Source organism: Glycomyces algeriensis (assembly GCF_027622855.1).
Lineage (GTDB): Bacteria > Actinomycetota > Actinomycetes > Mycobacteriales > Micromonosporaceae > Glycomyces > Glycomyces algeriensis.
This window is the reverse complement of sequence record NZ_JAPZVR010000027.1, coordinates 1-18,406: the sequence shown is the minus strand read 5'-3', so window position 1 is coordinate 18,406 and position 18,406 is coordinate 1. Positions and strand designations below refer to the sequence as shown.

At 70.6% G+C, this 18,406-nt stretch carries 19 protein-coding genes and 1 pseudogene; 5 read left to right on the top strand and 15 right to left on the bottom strand.

Going from position 1 to position 18,406, the window contains the following annotated elements:
- The first annotated feature begins 98 nt into the window (after positions 1–98).
- Positions 99–614: a DUF4190 domain-containing protein gene (locus tag O2L52_RS24745; RefSeq protein ID WP_270118910.1), complete on the top strand. Its 516-nt coding sequence runs from the start codon at positions 99–101 to the stop codon at positions 612–614.
- A gap of 63 nt (positions 615–677) precedes the next feature.
- Here O2L52_RS24745 and O2L52_RS24740 read toward each other — a convergent pair whose 3' ends face one another.
- The 10 genes from O2L52_RS24740 to O2L52_RS24695 form a co-directional block, all read right to left on the bottom strand.
- Entirely contained in the window at positions 678–1,034 is a 357-nt protein-coding gene (locus O2L52_RS24740; RefSeq protein ID WP_270118909.1) for a VOC family protein, read from the bottom strand.
- A gap of 81 nt (positions 1,035–1,115) precedes the next feature.
- Entirely contained in the window at positions 1,116–1,598 is a 483-nt protein-coding gene (locus O2L52_RS24735) for a Sec-independent protein translocase family protein (RefSeq protein WP_270118908.1), read from the bottom strand.
- A gap of 66 nt (positions 1,599–1,664) precedes the next feature.
- Entirely contained in the window at positions 1,665–2,894 is a 1,230-nt protein-coding gene (locus O2L52_RS24730) for a S1C family serine protease (RefSeq protein WP_373897074.1), read from the bottom strand.
- Between the two features lie 484 nt (positions 2,895–3,378).
- Positions 3,379–3,546: a DUF3117 domain-containing protein gene (locus tag O2L52_RS24725; RefSeq protein WP_091030400.1), complete on the bottom strand. Its 168-nt coding sequence runs from the start codon at positions 3,544–3,546 to the stop codon at positions 3,379–3,381.
- A 184-nt stretch (positions 3,547–3,730) separates the two neighbouring features.
- Positions 3,731–4,282 carry a hypothetical protein gene (locus tag O2L52_RS24720; protein WP_270118904.1) on the bottom strand — a complete coding sequence of 184 codons (552 nt, stop codon included), beginning with the start codon at positions 4,280–4,282 and terminating at the stop codon, positions 3,731–3,733.
- Between the two features lie 12 nt (positions 4,283–4,294).
- A complete protein-coding gene (locus tag O2L52_RS24715; protein WP_270118903.1) occupies positions 4,295–4,768 on the bottom strand; it encodes a DivIVA domain-containing protein in 474 nt (157 codons plus the stop codon).
- Positions 4,769–4,783: 15 nt separating this feature from the next.
- On the bottom strand, positions 4,784–5,449 hold the full coding sequence (locus O2L52_RS24710) for a hypothetical protein (protein ID WP_270118902.1): 666 nt from the start codon (positions 5,447–5,449) through the stop codon (positions 4,784–4,786).
- Entirely contained in the window at positions 5,446–7,998 is a 2,553-nt protein-coding gene (locus tag O2L52_RS24705) for an FtsK/SpoIIIE domain-containing protein (protein WP_270118899.1), read from the bottom strand. Before O2L52_RS24705 ends, O2L52_RS24710 begins: the two co-directional genes overlap by 4 nt.
- 745 nt (positions 7,999–8,743) lie before the next feature.
- A complete protein-coding gene (locus O2L52_RS24700) occupies positions 8,744–9,373 on the bottom strand; it encodes an FMN-dependent NADH-azoreductase (RefSeq protein WP_270118897.1) in 630 nt (209 codons plus the stop codon).
- A gap of 10 nt (positions 9,374–9,383) precedes the next feature.
- Positions 9,384–10,643: a M18 family aminopeptidase gene (locus O2L52_RS24695; RefSeq protein WP_270118896.1), complete on the bottom strand. Its 1,260-nt coding sequence runs from the start codon at positions 10,641–10,643 to the stop codon at positions 9,384–9,386.
- Positions 10,644–10,693: 50 nt separating this feature from the next.
- Here O2L52_RS24695 and folP point away from each other — a divergent pair, with 50 nt between their 5' ends.
- A complete protein-coding gene (gene folP, locus O2L52_RS24690; protein WP_344471004.1) occupies positions 10,694–11,557 on the top strand; it encodes a dihydropteroate synthase in 864 nt (287 codons plus the stop codon).
- A 260-nt stretch (positions 11,558–11,817) separates the two neighbouring features.
- Here folP and O2L52_RS24685 read toward each other — a convergent pair whose 3' ends face one another.
- Positions 11,818–12,507, bottom strand: coding sequence for an LOG family protein (locus tag O2L52_RS24685; RefSeq protein ID WP_270118894.1), 690 nt, complete (start codon positions 12,505–12,507; stop codon positions 11,818–11,820).
- The gene (gene dapE, locus O2L52_RS24680) at positions 12,504–13,574 is read right to left on the bottom strand and encodes a succinyl-diaminopimelate desuccinylase (RefSeq protein WP_270118893.1); all 1,071 of its coding nucleotides are present in this window, start codon (positions 13,572–13,574) and stop codon (positions 12,504–12,506) included. The genes O2L52_RS24685 and dapE overlap by 4 nt, the downstream gene beginning before the upstream one ends.
- A 39-nt stretch (positions 13,575–13,613) precedes the next feature.
- Between dapE and O2L52_RS24675 the strand changes: the two genes are divergently transcribed.
- Complete coding sequence (locus O2L52_RS24675) at positions 13,614–14,543, top strand: DapH/DapD/GlmU-related protein (RefSeq protein ID WP_270118892.1); 930 nt, start codon at positions 13,614–13,616, stop codon at positions 14,541–14,543.
- Between the two features lie 277 nt (positions 14,544–14,820).
- Positions 14,821–15,189 (top strand): YbjQ family protein, encoded by a 369-nt coding sequence (locus O2L52_RS24670; protein WP_270118891.1) that lies wholly within the window; start codon positions 14,821–14,823, stop codon positions 15,187–15,189.
- A 129-nt stretch (positions 15,190–15,318) separates the two neighbouring features.
- On the opposite strand, the gene O2L52_RS24665 is transcribed toward O2L52_RS24670, so the two are convergent.
- Positions 15,319–16,455, bottom strand: a complete 1,137-nt coding sequence (locus O2L52_RS24665) for an Mrp/NBP35 family ATP-binding protein (RefSeq protein WP_270118890.1) — start codon at positions 16,453–16,455, stop codon at positions 15,319–15,321.
- A 100-nt stretch (positions 16,456–16,555) separates the two neighbouring features.
- Between O2L52_RS24665 and O2L52_RS24660 the strand changes: the two genes are divergently transcribed.
- Positions 16,556–17,395, top strand: a complete 840-nt coding sequence (locus O2L52_RS24660) for a PhzF family phenazine biosynthesis protein (RefSeq protein WP_270118889.1) — start codon at positions 16,556–16,558, stop codon at positions 17,393–17,395.
- Here the strand turns inward: O2L52_RS24660 and amrA are convergent, their stop codons facing one another.
- Both amrA and O2L52_RS24650 read right to left on the bottom strand, forming a co-directional pair.
- Positions 17,396–18,022 (bottom strand): AmmeMemoRadiSam system protein A, encoded by a 627-nt coding sequence (gene amrA / locus O2L52_RS24655; protein WP_270118888.1) that lies wholly within the window; start codon positions 18,020–18,022, stop codon positions 17,396–17,398.
- Between the two features lie 172 nt (positions 18,023–18,194).
- A pseudogene (locus O2L52_RS24650) lies at positions 18,195–18,406 on the bottom strand (IS982 family transposase); the annotation flags it as partial.

Genomic DNA, 18,406 nt, shown 5'->3' with positions numbered 1-18,406 from the left:
GTTATGCGGCATTCCTGAACGGCCACGTCGGCGACTGTGGCGGCGGTCGGCTATCGTGAACGTCCCGTGCCGTTCCGCCCGAGCAGAGAGTAATAGCGATGACGTATCCTCCGCCGCCTCCTCCGGACCAGTCCGGTCAGGGCGGTTTCCAGTACGACCCGTACGGCAACCAGTCCGGTTCGCAGCCCCAGAACCCGTCGCAGCCCCCGCCCCAGCAGCCCGGCTACGGCCCGTCGCAGCCGCAGCAGCCCGGTTACGGCCCCGCACCGCAGCTTCCGCCCCAGGCGCCCGGCTACCCGCCGGCGTACGGCGCGCCCGGCTACGGCCCGCAACTGCCCAAGGGCCAGGCCATCGCGTCCATGGTCACCGGCATCATCAGCGTCGCGGGCCTGTGCATCCCGTACGTCAACTTCGCCAGCCTGGTCCTCGGCATCATCGCCGCGATCCTCGGCGGCGTGGCCCTGAAGAAGATCAACGCGGGTCAGGCCGCGGGCAAGGGCCAGGCGATCACCGGGCTCGTGCTCGGCATCATCGTCTGCGCGCTCGCCGTCATCGGCATCATCATGTTCGCGAGCGGCATGGCCATGCTGGGCGGCTCGGCCAGCATGATGTAAGGCCGCGAAGCGGCATCGTGAAGCGGCGCGGGCTCCGGCCCGCGCCGTTCTCGTGTGTCCGGGCTACATCGTGACGAGGCAGAACGGGTGCCCGGCGGGGTCGGCGTAGACCCGGAAGGTCTCGCCGCCGCCTTCGAGCCGCCGCGCCCCGAGCTTCAGGACCGCCGCCTCGGCGGTGTCGAAGTCGTCGACCCTGATGTCGAGGTGCATCTGCTGCGGGATCGAGGGGTCGGGCCAGGTCGAGGGCGTGTACACCTCGGCCTGCTGGAACGCGATCCCCGGGCGGTCGGGGGCGTCGCCGATGACGACCCAGTCGCCGTCGTCCTGTACTTCGACCATGCCCAGGACCTCGCGATAGAACGCGGAGAGCGCCTGCGGGTTCGGGCAGTCCATGATGAGTCCGTGCCAAGTTCCGATCATCGACCCAGGGTCGCAGACGGGGCCGACAATTTCCAGCGGGTCAGGCGACGCCGCAGGTCAGGGCCGTTGAGGTCTTGGAACTCAGGTGACGTCGTCGAAGGTGGCGGCCCGGTCGCGCCGCTCGGCGGCGGCCGGTTCGGCCGCGGCGTCGGCGGAGCCGTTGGCACCGTTGGTGCCGTTCGCCTTGCGGGTGATGCTGCCGCGGTTGACGCTGCGGCGGGTGCTCTCGATGTCCCGCGTGGTGTCCGTGAGGCCCTCCTTGAGCGGCTTGGTGCCGTCCTGGAGGTCGCGCATCGTGGACTTGAGGGGGCTCGTCAGCATTTCCTGGTCCTCTTCGGTCAGGATGTGCTTGCGGACGAAGGTCTTGGGGTTGAGGTCCTCGGGCCTGATGTCGGTGCCGATCTCGCGGCTGAGGTCCGCGGCGGCGTTGGACGCCATGTTGCGGGCCTTCGAGATGAACCGGCGGAGGTTGGCGAGCGCCTTCGGCAGCTTGTCCGGGCCCCACAGGAAGATGGCGATGAGGATGATGACCAGGAACTCGGTTCCGCCAAAGCCTCCGAACACGCTGATCTCCTCATGACTGCCTGTGTCTGCTGATACCTGAAAAACCTCCGCCTAGCGTACTCCCACTCAGTCGCTGGCCGCCTCCAGCGTGACCTGGGCACTGTGTTCCTCGCCATCGCGTTCGTAGACGACGGTCACCACCGTGCCCGGAGCGAGCTTGCGGATGAGCGCGATCAGCTCGGTGTTCTCGGCGACCATGTTGCCGTTGAAGCTGGTCAGGACGTCGCCGTCGCGGAGTCCGGCGTCGTCGGCGGGGGAGCCGGCCACGACTTTGCTGAGGGTCACGCCGACGCCCAATTCGGATTCTCCGAGCTCGGCGCCGAGCACGGTGTGGCTGGCGGAGCCGGTCGCGATGATCTCGTCGGCGATGCGCTTGGCCTGGTTGATCGGGATGGCGAAGCCGATGCCGATGTTCCCCGCCTCGCCCTCGGCGGCGGTGGAGGCGATGGCGGTGTTGATGCCGATGACCTGCCCGGCGATGTCGGTGAGGGGCCCGCCGGAGTTGCCGGGGTTGATGGCGGCGTCGGTCTGGATCGCGGCCATCACCGATTCGACCTCGCCGTTGTTGTTCTGGGTGAGCACGGGCCGGTCGATGGCCGAGACGATGCCCTCGGTGACCGTGGAGGAGAGGCCGAGGGGCGCCCCGACGGCGAGCACGGGATCGCCGACGGCGACCTGGTCGGAGTCGGCGAGGACCATCGCGGGGTGCTCGTCGCCTTCGATGCGCAGTACGGCGACGTCGGAGTCGGGGTCGGAGCCGATGACTTCGGCGGTGGTCAGGCTGCCGTCGCTGAAGAGCACTTGGAGGCTGTCGGCGGGCTCGGTGCCGCCGCCGACGACCACGTGGTGGTTGGTCATGACGTAGCCGTCGTCGGAGACGATGAAGCCCGAGCCGTTGCCGCCGTCGGCGGTGAGGACGGTGACGACGGACGGCATGATCTGCTCGACGACGCCGGCGACGGAGCTGACGTCGCGTTCGGTCTGCGGTTCGGCGCCGAGGAGGCTGCCGGTGCCCGTGCCGGAGCGGGTGGCCCAGATGCCGATGGCCGCGCCGAGGGTCCCGGCGATGAGCGCGGTGACGGCGGAGACGGCGATGACGATGCCGAGTGCGGGCCTGGCCGGCGTCGTGCGGGCCGGGAGCGGTTCGGGTGCGGGCGCGTGGGGGACCGGCCGGGTCTCGATGACGGCCCGGCTCCCCGGGTCGCGCCACGGGTCGGCGGCCGCGGCCGGGTGCCACCAGGCGGACTGGTCCGGCTGCGGGGCGGCCTGCTGCTGGTACGGGGCCGGAGCGGCCATGGCGGGCGCGCCGGGAGGCGCCGCCGGGTCCTGTGAAGCCTGGTAGGCGCCCTGCTGCGGTTGCTGGTAGCCCGGCTGGGGGGCGGCGGGCTGGTGGGTCGAGGCCGGCTCGTGCGGCCCGGGCCGGTGCGCCCCGGGAGAGGGCTGTCCGGAGGGCGCGGGCGACTGCATCTCGGGCCGCGGCGACGCGGCCTCGTACGGTCCGTTCACCTGCGGCGCGCGTTCGGCCGTTTCAGGGTGTTGCGGATTGCCCGGATCTGCCTGGGGCGGCTGGGTGCCGGAAGTCATGACTGAAAGTCTATGCCGGAATTGCCGCTCGTTCATCTGCCCTGCCATTCCGCTCCATGCCGGACGGTCCGCTCAGCGGGTGTGCGGCTGGACGCGGGCAGCAGAGGGTGAAGGACCCGCTCCGCGCAGGGAGCGGGTCCTCAGGTCCGATCGGCAGCGGGGTGACCGCCGGGATGGGGGCTTGGTGGAGCAGGGACTACTCCAGGGCGCCCTGGAGCTCCTTGTTCAAGGTCGCAGCCTCTTCCGGGGTCATCTCCACGACCAGCCGCCCACCGCCTTCGAGCGGAACCCGCATGATGATGCCGCGGCCCTCCTGAGTAACTTCCAGTGGGCCGTCGCCAGTCCGCGGTTTCATGGCCGCCATTTTGGTCTCCCCTCGATCCAATGCCGCAGGTTGCGACTCGACGTTGCTAGATCAAGTTTCCCTGATGAAGGGCGCAGGGGCCAACTCGCCCCTCCGGGTATGTGACAAGGTTGCGTAGGAATCTACCGAAAAGTGGCTTTTGCGACTTGCGTGATTTTTCTTAACGGGGTATGACCCCCGTCACTTACTCTTCCGGGTCCTGCTCGTGCTCGACGCCCAAAAGGAACGAAGTGCCCTCAAGTTCCCTTCCGTACGGCGCGACGAACGTGGGCAGTTCCTTCGGTCCGAGCGACCGGATGTACGACCAGAACTGCCGCACGGCCTCGGCCTTGTCGACCGCCTCGATGGGCATCGAGAGCGTCACGAGCCAGTCGCTGCGCCGCTCGGGGGTCGGCAGGGTCCGGACCAGGTCCTCCCACGCGTCCGGGTTGAGCTCGGTCCAGCCCTCCCGGGCACCGCCCTCGGCGAAGCCGTAGACCTCGTCCTCGGCGGAGCCTGCGGAGCCGTGAATCTGGACAGTCTCGACGGTCTTGGCGGGCTCTTCGAGGCGGCGGCGGTACGCGATGGCCGGGCCGTCGACCTCGCCGAGCGCGAAGACGCCCTCCGGACCGGCCAGGGCCACCTCGTCGCCGTCCGCGACGCGCTCGGGGCGCGACGCGGGCTCGAAGGCCTCGACCTCGTAGGCCTGTTGCTCGGTGTACTCGTCCTCGTTCAACGCCAGCAGCCAATAACGCATGGGGATATCCCATCACGCCTCGCCGCGCGGCGCCGTCTCACTGTCGTCCTCGCGCCCTGCCTCACTCCCGGGGGCGTCGGGCTCCTCGCGGGTGTCGGCCGCGGGGTCCAGCGGCGCGGCCCCGTCCTCGTTCGCGAGGTCGAGCGCGGCGTCCTCATCGGACTCGGGGGCGGCGATCTCCGCGGTCTCCGCGGTGCCGTCGAGCCGCGACTGCATCTCGGCGAGCAGCTCGTCGCGGCGGCCGATCTCCCACGCGAGCCGGTTCAGCGCCGCGTCGACCTGGTCGGTGCGGTAGCCGCGCAGGCCGGTGTCGAACCTGACGGAGGCGACGGCGGACTCGTCGACCGCCTCGCCCTCGCCGAGGCCGAGCGGCGCGCCCGCGCCGACGGTGTCCAAGAGCGTGTCGCGGCCGGTGGCCCACACGACGATCGAGAAGGCGATCCACACGCCGATGACGGCGACGATGACCGGCAGCACGAAGTCCACAGGAGGCTCCTCCTACTAGAAGAACGCGAAATAGGCGAACAGCGCCATTGTGCAGACTGCGAGGGTCACTCCCAGACGCGGGTTGTGGGGGACGACCGCTTTGATGGGCTTGCCGCTGCGGTCCAGCAGCGGCAGCCGCGGCCGGTTGGCCATCCCCACCAGCACATACCCCACGATCGTGGCCATCACCGGCAGCAGGAACGCGACCCAGAACGTGGACTCGCCGTCGCCGCCCGTGGCCGCGAAGTAGCCGAACTGGACCGCGAGGCACGCGACCATGCACGAACCGTAGACCAGGAGCTCGCGCAGCACGTGGTGCGCCTTCGGCAGCAGGGTCGGCCGCTGCGCGGTCCGCACGGTCGCGGTCCGGGCGAGCTCGGCCTCGCGCAGGGCCGTCTTCGCCCGTTCCAGGACCCGGTCGGGATTCTCGTCGTCCCGCTCCTCCGCCGAGCCGTCCGCGGGCGCGGGGACTTGCGCCGGCGTCAGGTCGGGCGCGGTGTGCCGCAGGCGCGCGCACAGCTCCGCCAGCGCCATCATCTGGTCGTCCAGTTCGGACCGGACCTCGCGCAGCGCCTCGCGGCGGCGTTCGAGCCGGCGGGTGGCCTGGGCGGTGCTGGCGTTCGTGTCGGCGTCCAGGCGCGTCAGTTCGTGCACCAGGTCCTCGTAGGCGCTGAGGCTCATCGCGACTCCACTTTTCCGGGGGTGTCCTGGACGGGGAGGCCGTCGAGGCGGCCGGGGCGCACGTACGGCACGGCGAGGGTCTCGGTGCCGGCGTGCCGGTCGATGACCAGGCACCGGTTGGTGCGGGCCTCCCAGTTGCGTTCGAAGCCGCCGGTGATGGCGGCGAGGTCGTTCCCGGCGATGTTGAGGGCGACGACGCCGGCGCAGTGCTCGCGGCCGGCGGAGCCGCCGATGTCGTCGAGGAAGCGGCGGGCGCCGCGCCACCAGCCGAGGAGGTGCACGCCGGCGGCCGGGCCGTGGAGGAGCAGGTCGCGCAGTGCGGCGCCCTGTCCGTCGGCGCCGTCGGCGCCGAACCACACCAGGTAGGTCGGTTTGTCGCGCCGTTCGCTGAGGATCGAGCCGGGTGCGAGCTGGCGGCATTCGTGCCCGCCCGCTTGGAGTTCGCCCAGCACCTGCCGGGCGGTGTCCTCGACGCCGACGGCGGTCGCGGCGATCTCGAAGGCGACGCTGCCGGGTTCGTGCTGGCGGCCGAGGGAGACGGCGGCGGCGGCGAGGACGTCGGCGGCGACGGCGGAGGTGCCGAGTACGGCCAGGTGGCGGCCGGGGCTGCGGTCGAACTGGTAGCCGACCGAGGACATGTGCACGTCGACGGCCCTGCCGAGGAGCGCGACGGGCGCGTGGTTCGGGGCGAGCTCGGCGAACCGCGGGTCGTCTTCGAGGTGCTGCTCGTCGAATCCGCGGAAGACGATCGGCTCGACGTCCGATTCCCGCCGCTCCCAGAGCTGCCGGCGCAGGCCGGTGAGGAGGTCTTCGGCGCTGGACGCGTCGGGGAAGCGGCAGGTGCGGTTGCGGCCCTTGATGCCACCGGCGTCGTTGATCACGGCTTGGCCGACGCTGATGCCGTCGGCCGCGTCGTTGCCTTCGTCGAGGAGGTGCTTCGCGCCCGGCAGGGCCACACGCAGCGGGAACTGCCCGAAGATCGAGTCCTTCTTGGAGTACAGGGCCTCGATGCCGGAGATGGTCTGGCTCGCGAGCACGAGGTGCACGCCGTAGGAGCGGCCTTTGCGCGCCAGCTCCTCCAGGTGCGCGACGGCCTCGCTCGCGAGGCGGTCGTTCCCGGCGAACAGGACGTGGAACTCGTCGACGACGGCCACGATCCTCGGCAGCGCCATCTCGGGCCGCAGCTCGCGCAGCCGCGCGAGCCTGGTCGCCCCGGCTCGCTTCATGAGTCCGGCGCGCCTTGAGAGCTCGGCGCGGAGTGCGCCGAGCACGGCGACGCCGTACTCGCGGTCGGACTCGACGCCCACGGCCCGCACGTGCGGGATCCAGGACGGGTCGAGGTGCGAGGGCGTGAACTCGGTGAAGGAGACGCCCTCCTTGAAGTCGAGCAGGTACAGCTCGAGTTCGGTGGGGGAGTAGCGGGTCGCGAGGCCGTAGAGGACGTCGAGGAGGAACACGGTCTTGCCGCCGCCGGTGCGCCCGCCGATGAGCCAGTGCGGGGTCGCGTCGTCGAACGCGACCTCCACGTCGCCGCCCTGGGAGCTCCCGGCCTGGTCGCGGCCGATGACCGTCGACAGGCCGTCCCGGCTCGAGGCGGACCACAGGACCTCCGGCACGAGGTCGCCGACGCTCAGCTCCCCGGCCTCCTTGCGCTGCTGCGCCCGCGAGCCGTAGACGGTGCGGGCGAGGCTCGGCGGCGGCGCGGCGTCGAGGCGGACCGGCAGCGGCAGGCTCCCGAGCCGCACGTCCTTCTCGTTGCAGTACAGGTAGGTCGCGTGCTCGATCGCGGGGAGCGACTCCCGGTGCGGGAGCTGCCGCCACCCGCACACGACGAGGTGGCAGCGGGCCGAGGGCCCTGCGTGCGCCAGCGCGGCCAGGCGCTCGCGCATCGAATTGCCTACTTCCGGAGGGAGCCCGGCGATCACGATGAGGTGGTAGGGCCGGTCGTTGATCGATTGGCCTCGCGCGGCGATGTCGCGGAGCTCCGTGAGCCGCTTCTCCGCGGCCGTGAGGACCCGTCCGAGCGCGAGGTGGTCCGTGGCCACGGGACCGGCGATGCCGGCGTCTACGAGCGCTGTGGCGGGCGCGAAGACCTGTCCGAGGGTGACGCCGTCGACGAGGCTGAGTTCGAGGTTGGGGTGGGCCGCGCAGATCCGCAGCAGCAGCGACTGGAGCATCCCGGCGACGCGCGGGTCGGCGGCGTCCCTGTCGCACACCAAGTGGCCCTTGCCGAGCAGTCCGGCGAGCGCCGGGAACGCGGGGGCGTCGTCGATCTCGGCGGTGCCGATCCTGACCGCCTCAGTGGACGGCGCTTCGGTCCACACCGGCGTGTTCGGGCCGATCGCGGCGAGGTCTTCGCCGAGCCAGCCCGTCGCGGTCCGGGCGGCGACGGCGCGCAGCTGTTCGGCGAGTTCGCTGCGGCGCTGCTCGATTCCCGTTGCGGCCAGACGTGAGGCATCGTCCCGCAACAGGTCGTCGGCCTGATCGGCGGCACCCGCGGCCTCGCGCACGCGCGCGGCCGCCCGCTCCAATTCGGTCCGCCAGGTCAAAGCCGCCTCCTTGCTCAATTACGGCTCGCAAGCTTCGCCGAGAGTGCTCATCCACGGCGGTCAAGCTTCGCCGAGGGCGCCGGTCCACGGTCGTCAAGCGCCGCCGAAGGTGCTCGTGCGACGGCTCGAGGCCGGGTGTGTCGACGAGACCACCATACCGGGACCGGGGCCCCCGAGCGCGACGCGAAAGCCCTGCACCCCAACGTGCCGTCACCCCACCGGCCACACCAGACCCGCAGGCGTCAACGCGGTCGCCACCCGAGCGCACGAAACGACGCGAGCGCAGCGGAACGCTCAGCCTTCCGCGCCGGACACTCGTGAAAGCCCTGCACCCCAACGTGCGATCACCGCACTAGCCACACCAGGCCGGTGTCAACTCAACCGCGATGCCCCGCCCCGAGTGCCGTACCGCAAGGGTGACCCGCATGACCAGAGTCGTCGCGTTCGGCGGCGGACGGGGCCTCTCGGCCGCGCTCCGCGCCCTCTCCAGGCTCGAGCTCGACCCGAGCTCACGGACCGCCGCCAGCGCGGCGGCACGCTCGAACCCGCGCCGGACACTCGTGAAAAGCCCTGCACCCCAACGTGCGATCACCCCACCGGCCGCAGCAGACCGGTGTCAACCCAACCTCGACCCGAGCTCACGGACCGCCGCCAGCGCGGCGGCACGCTCGAACCCGCGCCGGACACTCGTGAAAAGCCCTGCACCCCAAGGTGCGATCACCCCACCGGCCGCAGCAGACCGGTGTCAACGCAGCCGCGACCCGAGCTCACGGACCGCCGCCAGCGCGGCGGCACGCTCGAGCCCACCGCGCCGGACCCGCTCCTCGCGGTCCGGGCCGTTCCCCGCGAGCGTCCACTGACAGGCCACCACCGAGACGTCCATGCCCATCTCCTCGCCCAGCACCAGCTCGAGCACGGGCGTGGCCAGGTCGCGCCCTTCGTTCGGCGCACCCGGCCCGTAATCGCCGCCCCGCGTCGCCACCAACACCGCGGGCCGCCCCGCAAGCGGCGACCCCGCCGACGGGGCGGTCCGCCCCGGCACGTGCACGTGGTCGATCCAGGCCTTGAGGCTCGACGGCAGCGAATAGTTGTACAGCGGATACCCCACGACCAGCACGTCCGCGGCCAAGAGCTCCGCGATGAGCGCCTCCTGCAGCGCCTCGCCGGCAGCCGCGGGCGCGCTGCCGCTCCGCAGCGGTGCAGCCCAATGCAACTGCGGATGCGGCAGATGCGGGACCGGCTCGGCGTGCAGATCCCGGCGCACGACCGCGTTCCCCGGCACCGCCGCGAACGCGGCGGCGAACGCCGCCGTCAGCGACCGCGACGTCGAACCCTCCACGGCAGCCGACGCGTCCAGCTGCAGCAGCCTCGCCATCCGCGCGCTCCTAGTGCGTGAACAGGCCGAGCGCCAGGTCCGCGAGCAGCCCCGGGTCCTCGGCGCCGCACAGCTCGCGCGCGGAGTGCATCGAGAGGATCGGCAGGCCCACGTCCACGGTGAGCATCCCCAGCTGCGTGCCCGAGATCGGGCCGATCGTCGTCCCGCCCGGGATGTCGTTGCGGTTCACGTACGTCTGCCACGGGATCCCCGCGGCCTCGGCCGAGCGCCGGAACAGCGCCTGCTCCTCCGCGCCGCTTGCGTACCGCTGGTTCGCGCTCACCTTGATCATCGGGCCTTTGCCCGGGATCGGGCGGTGCCCCGGCTCGTGCTTCTCCTGGTAGTTCGGGTGGATCGCGTTCCCGGTGTCGGAGGACATCATGGCGCTGGCGGCGATCGCCCGCGCGTACGTCTCGAAGTCGTCGCCCATGAGCCGGTGGAGGACCGATTCGAGGAAGGGGCTCTGCGCGCCCGAGTAGGTCATCGAGCCGATCTCCTCGTAGTTGAACGAGGCGAGCACGGGCACGCGGGTGCCGGTGTCCTCGGCGGCGATGAGCGCGGCGAGGCCGGCGTGGGTGCTGGTGAGGTTGTCGAGGCGCCAGGCGGCGAACAGCTCCTCGTCCTTGCCGAGGTATGCGGGCTCGTCGAGGGCGACGGTGAAGAGGTCGTGGCCGAACACGTCGGCGGCGTCCACGCCGGCCTCGGCGGCGATGAACTCGATGAACTCGCCCTCGTAGGGCTCGCCGAGCCCCCAGATCGGGGTGAGCTGCGACTGGGCGTTGAGCTTCTGGCCTTCGTTGGCGCCGCGGTCGAGGTGGATCGCGAGGCGCGGCACGCGCAGGAGCGGCCGGTCGACGTGCACGAGGACCTCGGTGCCGTCGCGCATGACGAGCCGCCCGGCCACCGAGAGGTCGCGGTCGAGCCAGGTCTGGTGCGGCACGCCGCCGTAGACCTCGACGGCGACCTGCTTCCACCCGGCCGAGCCGGTGTCGGGGCGCGGCTTGACCTTGAACGTGGGGGTGTCGGTGTGGGCGCCGAAGATCCGGAACGCGTCGTACGCGTCGTCGTTGATCCTCCAGGCGATGATCGAGCCGTCCCGCACGGTGTAGTAGCCGCCGGGGTCGGCCGGCCATTCGTCGGCTTCCCCGAGCCGCACGAACCCGGCGGTCTCGAGCCTGCGGCCGGCCTCGGCGCACGCGTGGTACGGGGTCGGGCTGGCTTTGATGTACGCGGCGAGGTCGTCGGTGTGCGACCGGTCGAAGCGAGGCATCGATGCTCCTTCTAGTGGCGGGTGGCCGTGGCGGCTGTCAGCATAGACGGATGCGAGCGTTGAAACTTGGCCGACGGGTGTTCGATGAGGGCGACTACGCGGTGATGGCGATCGTCAACCGCACTCCCGACTCCTTCTACGACTCGGGGGCGACCTTCGCGTTCGAGGCCGCGGTCGCCGCGGTCGACAACGCGGTGGCGCACGGCGCGGACATCGTCGACATCGGCGGCGTGAAGGCCGGCGACGGCCCGGAGGTCTCGGTCGCCGAGGAGATCGACCGCGTGGTGCCGTTCATCGCCGCGGTGCACGACAAGCACCCTGACCTGGTGATCTCGGTGGACACGTGGCGCGGCGAGGTGGCCCGCGAGGCGGTCGCGGCCGGGGCCGAGCTCATCAACGACACCTGGGCGGGCTGGGACCCCACGGTGATCGAGGTCGCCGCGGACACCGGCGCGGGGTTCGTCGTCTCCCACACCGGGGGCCTGGAGCCGCGCACGGTGGCGGCGAAGGCGGTCTACGAGGACGTGGTCGCCGAGGTCCGCGCCGAGCTCGTGGAGCGTGCCGAGGCGGCGGTCGCGGCCGGAGTGCGCGCCGACGGCATCCTCATCGACCCGACGCACGACTTCGGCAAGACCACGTACCACTCCCTCGACCTCACCCGCCGCCTCGACGAGCTCGCCGGGACCGGCTGGCCGGTGCTGGTCGCCTTGTCCCGCAAGGACTTCGTGGGCGAGACGCTGGACCTGCCGGTCGATCGCCGCCTCAACGGGACGCTCGCGGCGACCGCGGTCTCGGCATGGAACGGCGCGCGCGTCTTCCGCGCCCACGACGTCGCCGCCACCCGCGAGGTGCTCGACATGATCGCGGCCATCAAGGGCGACAAGCCCCCGAAGGCCCCGCACCGCAGCCTCTGAGCGCGCGAATGCCTCTGAACGCAGAACGGCCGCCGTACAGCGTACGGCGGCCGTGATTGGTACGCCCTACGAAGCTGCGGCTTATTCCGTACGGCGCACATTGTATGTCGTATTCTGTACATGTTACGTCGTACGTTGTATGGCGATGTTGGGTCTCATGTACTGGGCGACTCAACGCCGTACGACGCACAATGTACGACGTACGTAATACGCGGTACGGTGTACGGTGTACGGTGCGTCCGGCGACCGAATCGTCGCGCTTATTTGCGACCGCTCTTCATGTGTTCTACGGCCTCGTCCAGGTCATCGGTGACGAGCAGCAGATTCACATCGTCGGGGCCGATCTTGCCTTCGCGGACCATCACGTCGCGCAGCCAGTCGACCAGGCCGCCCCAGAAGTCGGTGCCGATGAGCGCGATCGGGAACTTGCCGACCTTCTCGGTCTGCACGAGGGTCAGGGACTCGAAGAGCTCGTCCATGGTCCCGTAGCCGCCCGGGAGGGCGCAGAACCCGCAGGAGTACTTGAGGAACATGACCTTGCGGACGAAGAAGTAGTGGAAGTCCAGCTGGATGTCCACGTACGGGTTGATGCCCTGCTCGAACGGCAGCTCGATGCCCAGGCCCACCGACTTGACGCCCGCGTCGGCCGCGCCCCGGTTGGCCGCCTCCATCGCGCCGGGTCCGCCGCCGGTGATGACCGAGAAGCCGGCCTCGCCGAGCTTGCGGCCGAGCTCGATACCGAGCTTGTACTCGTCGCCGTCGACGTTGGTGCGCGCGGAGCCGTAGACGCCGATGGCGTCGCCGAGTTCGGCGGCCTCGAGGGTGTCGAAGCCCTCGACGAACTCGGCCTGGATCTTCATGACCCGCCACGCGGCCTTCTGCTTCCACTCCTCGCTGTGCGCGGTGTCGAGCAGGTGCTCGTCGGCGGTGACGCGGCGCTTCAGGGTCATGTTTCCTCCACATAGGCTCGCAGCGCGTCCGCGCAAGCGCGGATGCGCGGGATCTCGACGCGTTCGTCCTGCTTGTGGGCGAGGTTCGGGTCGCCCGGCCCGAAGTTCACCGCGGGGATACCCAGGGTCGCGAACCGCGCCACATCGGTCCAGCCGAGTTTCGCACGGAACTCGCCTCCGGCGGCGGCGACGAACTCGGCCGCTTCGGGCCGATCCAGTCCGGGCCGGCACGAGGGGGCGGTGTCGGAGACGTGCACGTCGAAGCCGGCGAAGACCTCGCGCACGTGGGCCTCGGCGGCGGCCTCGTCGCGGTCGGGCGCGAAGCGGAAGTTGACGTCGACCCAGGCCTGGTCGGGGATGACGTTCCCGGCCACGCCGCCGCCGATGAAGACCGCGTTCAGGCCCTCCCGGTAGGTGCAGCGGTCGACCTCGACCTCGCGGGCCTCGTACGCGTTGAGCCGCTCGAGGACGGGTGCGATCTTATGGATCGCGTTCTCGCCCTTCCAGGACCGCGCCGAGTGCGCCCGCTTCCCGCTGGTGGTCACGCGGACCCGCATGGTGCCCTGGCAGCCGGCCTCCACGAGCCCGTAGGTCGGCTCGAGGAGAATCGCGAAGTCGGCGGCGAGGAGTTCGGGGCGGGTCTTGGAGAGCTTGTTGAGCCCGTTGTGCTCGGCCTCGATCTCCTCGCAGTCGTAGAACGCGAAGCTCAGGTCGAACTTCGGCTCGGGGACGGTGGCGGCGATCCACAGCGCGAGCGCGGTGCCCGACTTCATGTCGGAGGTGCCGAGGCCCCAGAGGACGTCGCCGTCCAGGCGGGTGGGGAAGTTGTCGTTCACGGGCACCGTGTCGAGGTGCCCGGCGAGCATGACGCGCCGGCCCCGGCCCAGGTCGGTGCGGGCGATGAGGGTGTTCCCGACCCGCTCGGTCGTCAAGTGCCCCAGGCGTTTGAGGGCCGCCTCGACCTCGTCGCAGATCTCGGCCTCGTTCCAGGACACGGACGGGATGTCGCACAGGGCCCTGGTCAGCGCGACCGGGTCGGCGAGGACTGCCTCACTCAAAACTGTCACATCCGCAGACGATACTCGCCGCGTGGATAGGCTTTTCGCATGAGTGATTTCCTGACTGACGGAGCATGGGGTGTCGGCGTGGCCACGGTCGCCGCCGACGGCACGGTCCTCGACGTGTGGTTCACCCGCCTGGGCCTGGGCGAGGCACCCGCGGACGCGGCCGCGCCGGAGCTCGACCGGGTGAACCCGACGGGCACGACCTCGAAGGGCGTGTCGATCCTCGTCAAGTCCCTCGCGGAGGAGCCGATCGACACCGCGGACGTGTACCTGCGGCTGCACCTGCTCTCGCACCGGTTCGTGATCCCGCACTCCGTCAACCTCTCCGGCATCTTCGGTCTGCTGCCGAACAACGCCTGGACCAACTTCGGGCCGGTCCCGGCCGACGCCGTCAACGAGGCCCGCCTCAAGCTCCGCGGCGAGGGGCAGCTGCTCGAGGTGAAGTCCCTCGACAAGTTCCCGCCGATGGCCGACTACGTGACCCCGACGGGCGTGCGCATCGCGGACGCGTCCCGGGTGCGCCTGGGCGCGCACCTCGCCGAGGGCACGACGGTCATGCACGAGGGCTTCGTGAACTTCAACGCTGGGACGCTCGGCAACTCGATGGTCGAGGGCCGGATCTCCGCGGGCGTGCTCGTGGGCGACGGCTCGGACATCGGCGGCGGCTCCTCGATCATGGGGACGCTCTCGGGCGGCGGCAAGGAGGTCATCTCGATCGGCGAGCGCTGCCTGCTCGGCGCGAACGCCGGCATCGGGATCTCCTTGGGCGACAACTGCGTCGTGGCCGCCGGCTGCTACGTGACCGCCGGTTCGAAGGTCACCACCCCGGACGGCACGGTCGTCAAGGCCGCGACCCTCTCGGGCAAGGACGACCTCCAGTTCTGGACGAACACGCAGACCGGCGTCCTCGAGGTGCGGCCGCGCAAGGGCACGTGGGGCGAGCTGAACGCGGCCCTGCACAGCGCGCAGTAACCGCTCAGCACTCCGAAACCGTATAGGATATATCCTATAGGATTTGGCCCAAGGCCTCGGCAAACGCCGGGGCCTTCGGCGTTCCCCAAGCGGATGTCGGTGCCTCAGGGGATCCTTGAACCGGGGGTGGCTCTCGGCGCCCGATTTGTCACGGACGCGCCGAAACGCCCCCGTTTCCCCGCCTCCGCTCGTAGTAGTACCCGGGTGCTACTCGCGTTCGGGCAGTTCATCCCGGAGATCGAGGTGCGGGCCCCGAATCCTGCATAGCCTGGTCGACATGGACAGAGTTGGAGAGTTCGGCGGCGCCAACCCCACCACTTCGGGGTTCGTGGTCGTCACCACCGAGAGCGTCCCGGGCTACGAGGTCCTGGACACCCACGGCGAGGTCTTCGGCCTCACCGTTCGTTCACGGAACTTCTTCTCTGACGTCGGCTCGGGCTTCAAGTCCCTGCTCGGCGGCGAGCTCAAAGGCCTCACCAAAGCCCTCGCGACCTCCCGCGAGGAGGCGCTCACCCGCATGGTCGACCAGGCGAAGTCCTTGGGCGCCAACGGGGTCGTGATGATGCGCTTCGACGTCTCCGACGCCCGCGACATGGGCACCGAGGTCTGCGCCTACGGCACCGCCGTCACCGTCCGCAAGCTTTAATCGGGAAACTGGGGAAAGGAGCGGCGGCCCTCAAGGGCACAAGAGGGCCGCCGCTCAAAAACTTCCCAGACCGGGCTCAGGCCCGGCCGCAGGACACTTAGACCGGGCTCAGGCCCGGCCGCAAAACTCCTAGACCGGGCTCAGACCCAGCTGCTTGCCCGCCAGCGACACCTTCCGCACCGCCAGCTGGTCCGCGATCGCGCGGATCGCCCGCGACGCCTCGCAGTCGGGGTCCGAGAGGACCAGCGGCACCCCGGCGTCGCCGCCTTCGCGCAGCTTCGGGTCGAGCGGGATCTGGCCGAGCAGCGGCACGTCGGATCCGATGTCCCGCGTCAGCGCCTCAGCGACCTTCTTGCCGCCGCCGGAGCCGAATGGCTCGATGTGCGACCCGTCCGGCAGCGCCATCCACGACATGTTCTCGACCACACCGGCGAGCTTCTGGTGCGTCTGCGTGACGATCGCCCCGGCCCGCTCGGCCACTTCGGCGGCCGCCTGCTGCGGCGTCGTGACGACCACGAGCTCCGCGGTCGGGAGCAGCTGCGCGACCGAGATCGCGATGTCGCCGGTCCCGGGCGGCAGGTCGAGCAGGAGCACGTCCAGCTCGCCCCAGTACACGTCGGCGAGGAACTGCTGGAGCGCGCGGTGCAGCATCGGCCCGCGCCACACGACCGCGGTGTTCCCGGGCGTGAACATCCCGATCGAGATGACCTTCATCCCATGCGCCTGCGGCGGCATGATCATGTCCTCGACCTGCGTCGGGGCGCCTTCGACGCCGAGCATGCGGGGGATCGAGTGCCCGTAGATGTCGGCGTCCGCGACGCCGACCGACAGGCCCTTCTGCGCCATGGCCGCGGCCAGGTTCACCGTCATCGACGACTTGCCGACGCCGCCCTTGCCGGACGCGATCGCGAACACGCGGGTGCGCGACTCGGGCAGGTTGAACGGGATCACCGGCTCGGCGCCCGGACGGCCGCCGCGCAGCTTCGTCTGCAGGTCGGCGCGCTGCTGCTCGCTCATGACGCCGAACTCGAGGGCGAGCTCGCGGACGCCGTCGACGCCGTCCACGGCGCCGGCGATGTCGCGTTGCAGCGTGTCGCGCATCGGGCAGCCCGCGACGGTGAGGAGGATCTTCAGAGACAGGCGACCGCCGTCGACCTCGACGGTGTCGACCATGCCGAGTTCGGTGATCGGGCGGCGGATCTCGGGGTCGTTGACGTGCGAGAGCGCTTCGTGCACGGCCTCGACGACGGCAGCGTTGTCAGACATGACCCAATCGTAACCACGCAATTCGGTTCGCCAATGTGAGCGTAGCCTTACCGCAGCCGAGGCCACTGCCCGCGCGCGCCGGCCGCGCTATAACTGGCCCATGCTTCCCTTTGCGATCTATGACGTGTTCTCCGACCGAGCCTATGCGGGCAACCAGCTCGCCGTCGTCTTCGACGGCCAGGACCTCACCACCGCGCAGATGCAGGCGATCGCCCTGGAGTTCAACTTCTCCGAGACCGTGTTCGTGCTCCCGGCCGCCGCGCCGGGCGCCGACTATCTCGCGCGGATCTTCACCCCTGCGGAGGAACTCCCGTTCGCCGGGCACCCCACGATCGGCGCGGCGATCGCCGCCGTCGCGTCCGGCCGGGTCGCGTCGAAGAGCGGCACGGTCGTCCAGGAGTGCGGCGCGGGTCTCATGACCGTGGCCGTCGCCGAAGGGACCGCGAAGCTCACCTCCACGACGATCAGCGTCGGCCCCGAACTCGATCCGGCGCTGGCCGCCGCCGCGATCGGCCTCGACGCCGCCAAGATCATCGGCACCCCCAAGAACGCCAGCGCCGGCCTCGACCACAACTTCGTGCGCCTCGCCGACGCTGACGTGCCCGACGCGGTCGACGTGCCGGGCCACCTGGAGAAGGTCTACCTGTTCAGCTTCGACGAGAACACGCGCGCGGTCCACGCCCGCCTGTTCCACCGCGGCGTCGGCGAGGACCCGGCGACCGGTTCGGCGGCGGTGGCGCTCGGCGTGCACCTGGTCGACCAGGGCCTCATCAGCGGCGACGGCGTGCACTCGTACGAGATCGCGCAGGGCGCCGAGATCGACCGGCCTTCGACCCTGCACGGCGAGGTCGTGGTCGAGAACGGTGCGGCCGTCTCGGTCTCGGTCTCCGGCGCGGCGGTCAAGGTCGCCGAGGGCACGCTGCTGACGCTCCCCGAGTAGTCAGCTCGAGAATTCGCGGGCGCCGTAGCGTTCGGCCGCAAGGCTTTCGGGCCAGGCGGCCGAACGCAGCTCCGCGGCCCAGAGGCCGCGCGGCCAGCGGCCCTTGCGCAGCAGTGCGGCCACGAACCGCTCGGGTTCGGGCAGGCTCGCCCACACCGCCGGCAGGAAGGTCGCGCGGCGTCCGCCGTCCTTGAGGGTCAGGCCGTCCTGGCCGGGGCGCAGGTGGTCGAGCAGGGACGTGAAGGCCCGCACGGCGAGCGGCTCCGGCGGGGACAGGACCGTGACGGTGACCTGCAGTGCTCCCGCCTCGGACTCCTCGACGGGCGGGAGGCGCGGGTCGCAGGCGGCCAGGCGGGCGTTGCGGACCACGTCGACTCCCAAGGGCCGCAAAGCGGTCAGGGTGCCGATGCAGCCGCGCAGGCGGCCGTCCCGTGCGAGGGTCACGAAGGTCGCCTCGCGCTTGGCGAGGTCGGCGGCGTGCGCGGCGGCCTCTGGTGCGGCGCTCTGGAAGAGGGTGTTGACGAGTGCGGCCGCGCCGGGCGGCCTGGGCGCGAACGAGGTCGCGACCGCGCTGCGCGCCAGTGCGGTCAGCACCGGACCGAGGCCGGACTCGGGGAGCGGGTCCATCCTCCGATGGTGCCACGTGTCAGGGCGCCGGGACGGACGGAGCGTGAGATCGCCTCGCGCCCGTTCCCGATTTCGGGTGACACTTTCGCTGCGGGGCCCGGTTCTTGTCGGACCCGGGCGGGATATTTGCGGCGGACTCTATTTTCCCCTCTAGATGGTTGATTCCTTGGGGTCAGTGGTCGTAGGCGGTCAAGGAGCGTAGGACTGGTTGGCGTTGTTGGTCGTTGTGCCAGATGGCGGCGGTCAGGGCGAGGATCCGTTGGGTGACTCGGGCGCATACTCCTTGGGGTGTGCGCCCGTTGTGGCGTTCGAGGTCGAGCTGGGCTTTGAAGGTCTGGTTGATCGATTCGATGACCTGGCGCAGGGGCCGGAACAGGGTGGTGC

What these genes read in the sequence shown, in the direction of transcription:
- O2L52_RS24745 (WP_270118910.1), top strand. Translation starts at nt 99, where the DNA reads ATGACGTATCCTCCGCCGCCTCCTCCGGACCAGTCCGGTCAGGGCGGT.
- O2L52_RS24740 (WP_270118909.1), bottom strand. Translation starts at nt 1,034, where the DNA reads ATGATCGGAACTTGGCACGGACTCATCATGGACTGCCCGAACCCGCAG.
- O2L52_RS24730 (WP_373897074.1), bottom strand. Translation starts at nt 2,894, where the DNA reads ATGGCCGCTCCGGCCCCGTACCAGCAGCAGGCCGCCCCGCAGCCGGAC.
- O2L52_RS24725 (WP_091030400.1), bottom strand. Translation starts at nt 3,546, where the DNA reads ATGGCGGCCATGAAACCGCGGACTGGCGACGGCCCACTGGAAGTTACT.
- O2L52_RS24720 (WP_270118904.1), bottom strand. Translation starts at nt 4,282, where the DNA reads ATGCGTTATTGGCTGCTGGCGTTGAACGAGGACGAGTACACCGAGCAA.
- O2L52_RS24710 (WP_270118902.1), bottom strand. Translation starts at nt 5,449, where the DNA reads ATGAGCCTCAGCGCCTACGAGGACCTGGTGCACGAACTGACGCGCCTG.
- O2L52_RS24700 (WP_270118897.1), bottom strand. Translation starts at nt 9,373, where the DNA reads ATGGCGAGGCTGCTGCAGCTGGACGCGTCGGCTGCCGTGGAGGGTTCG.
- O2L52_RS24695 (WP_270118896.1), bottom strand. Translation starts at nt 10,643, where the DNA reads ATGCCTCGCTTCGACCGGTCGCACACCGACGACCTCGCCGCGTACATC.
- folP (WP_344471004.1), top strand. Translation starts at nt 10,694, where the DNA reads ATGCGAGCGTTGAAACTTGGCCGACGGGTGTTCGATGAGGGCGACTAC.
- O2L52_RS24685 (WP_270118894.1), bottom strand. Translation starts at nt 12,507, where the DNA reads ATGACCCTGAAGCGCCGCGTCACCGCCGACGAGCACCTGCTCGACACC.
- O2L52_RS24675 (WP_270118892.1), top strand. Translation starts at nt 13,614, where the DNA reads ATGAGTGATTTCCTGACTGACGGAGCATGGGGTGTCGGCGTGGCCACG.
- O2L52_RS24670 (WP_270118891.1), top strand. Translation starts at nt 14,821, where the DNA reads ATGGACAGAGTTGGAGAGTTCGGCGGCGCCAACCCCACCACTTCGGGG.
- O2L52_RS24665 (WP_270118890.1), bottom strand. Translation starts at nt 16,455, where the DNA reads ATGTCTGACAACGCTGCCGTCGTCGAGGCCGTGCACGAAGCGCTCTCG.
- O2L52_RS24660 (WP_270118889.1), top strand. Translation starts at nt 16,556, where the DNA reads ATGCTTCCCTTTGCGATCTATGACGTGTTCTCCGACCGAGCCTATGCG.
- amrA (WP_270118888.1), bottom strand. Translation starts at nt 18,022, where the DNA reads ATGGACCCGCTCCCCGAGTCCGGCCTCGGTCCGGTGCTGACCGCACTG.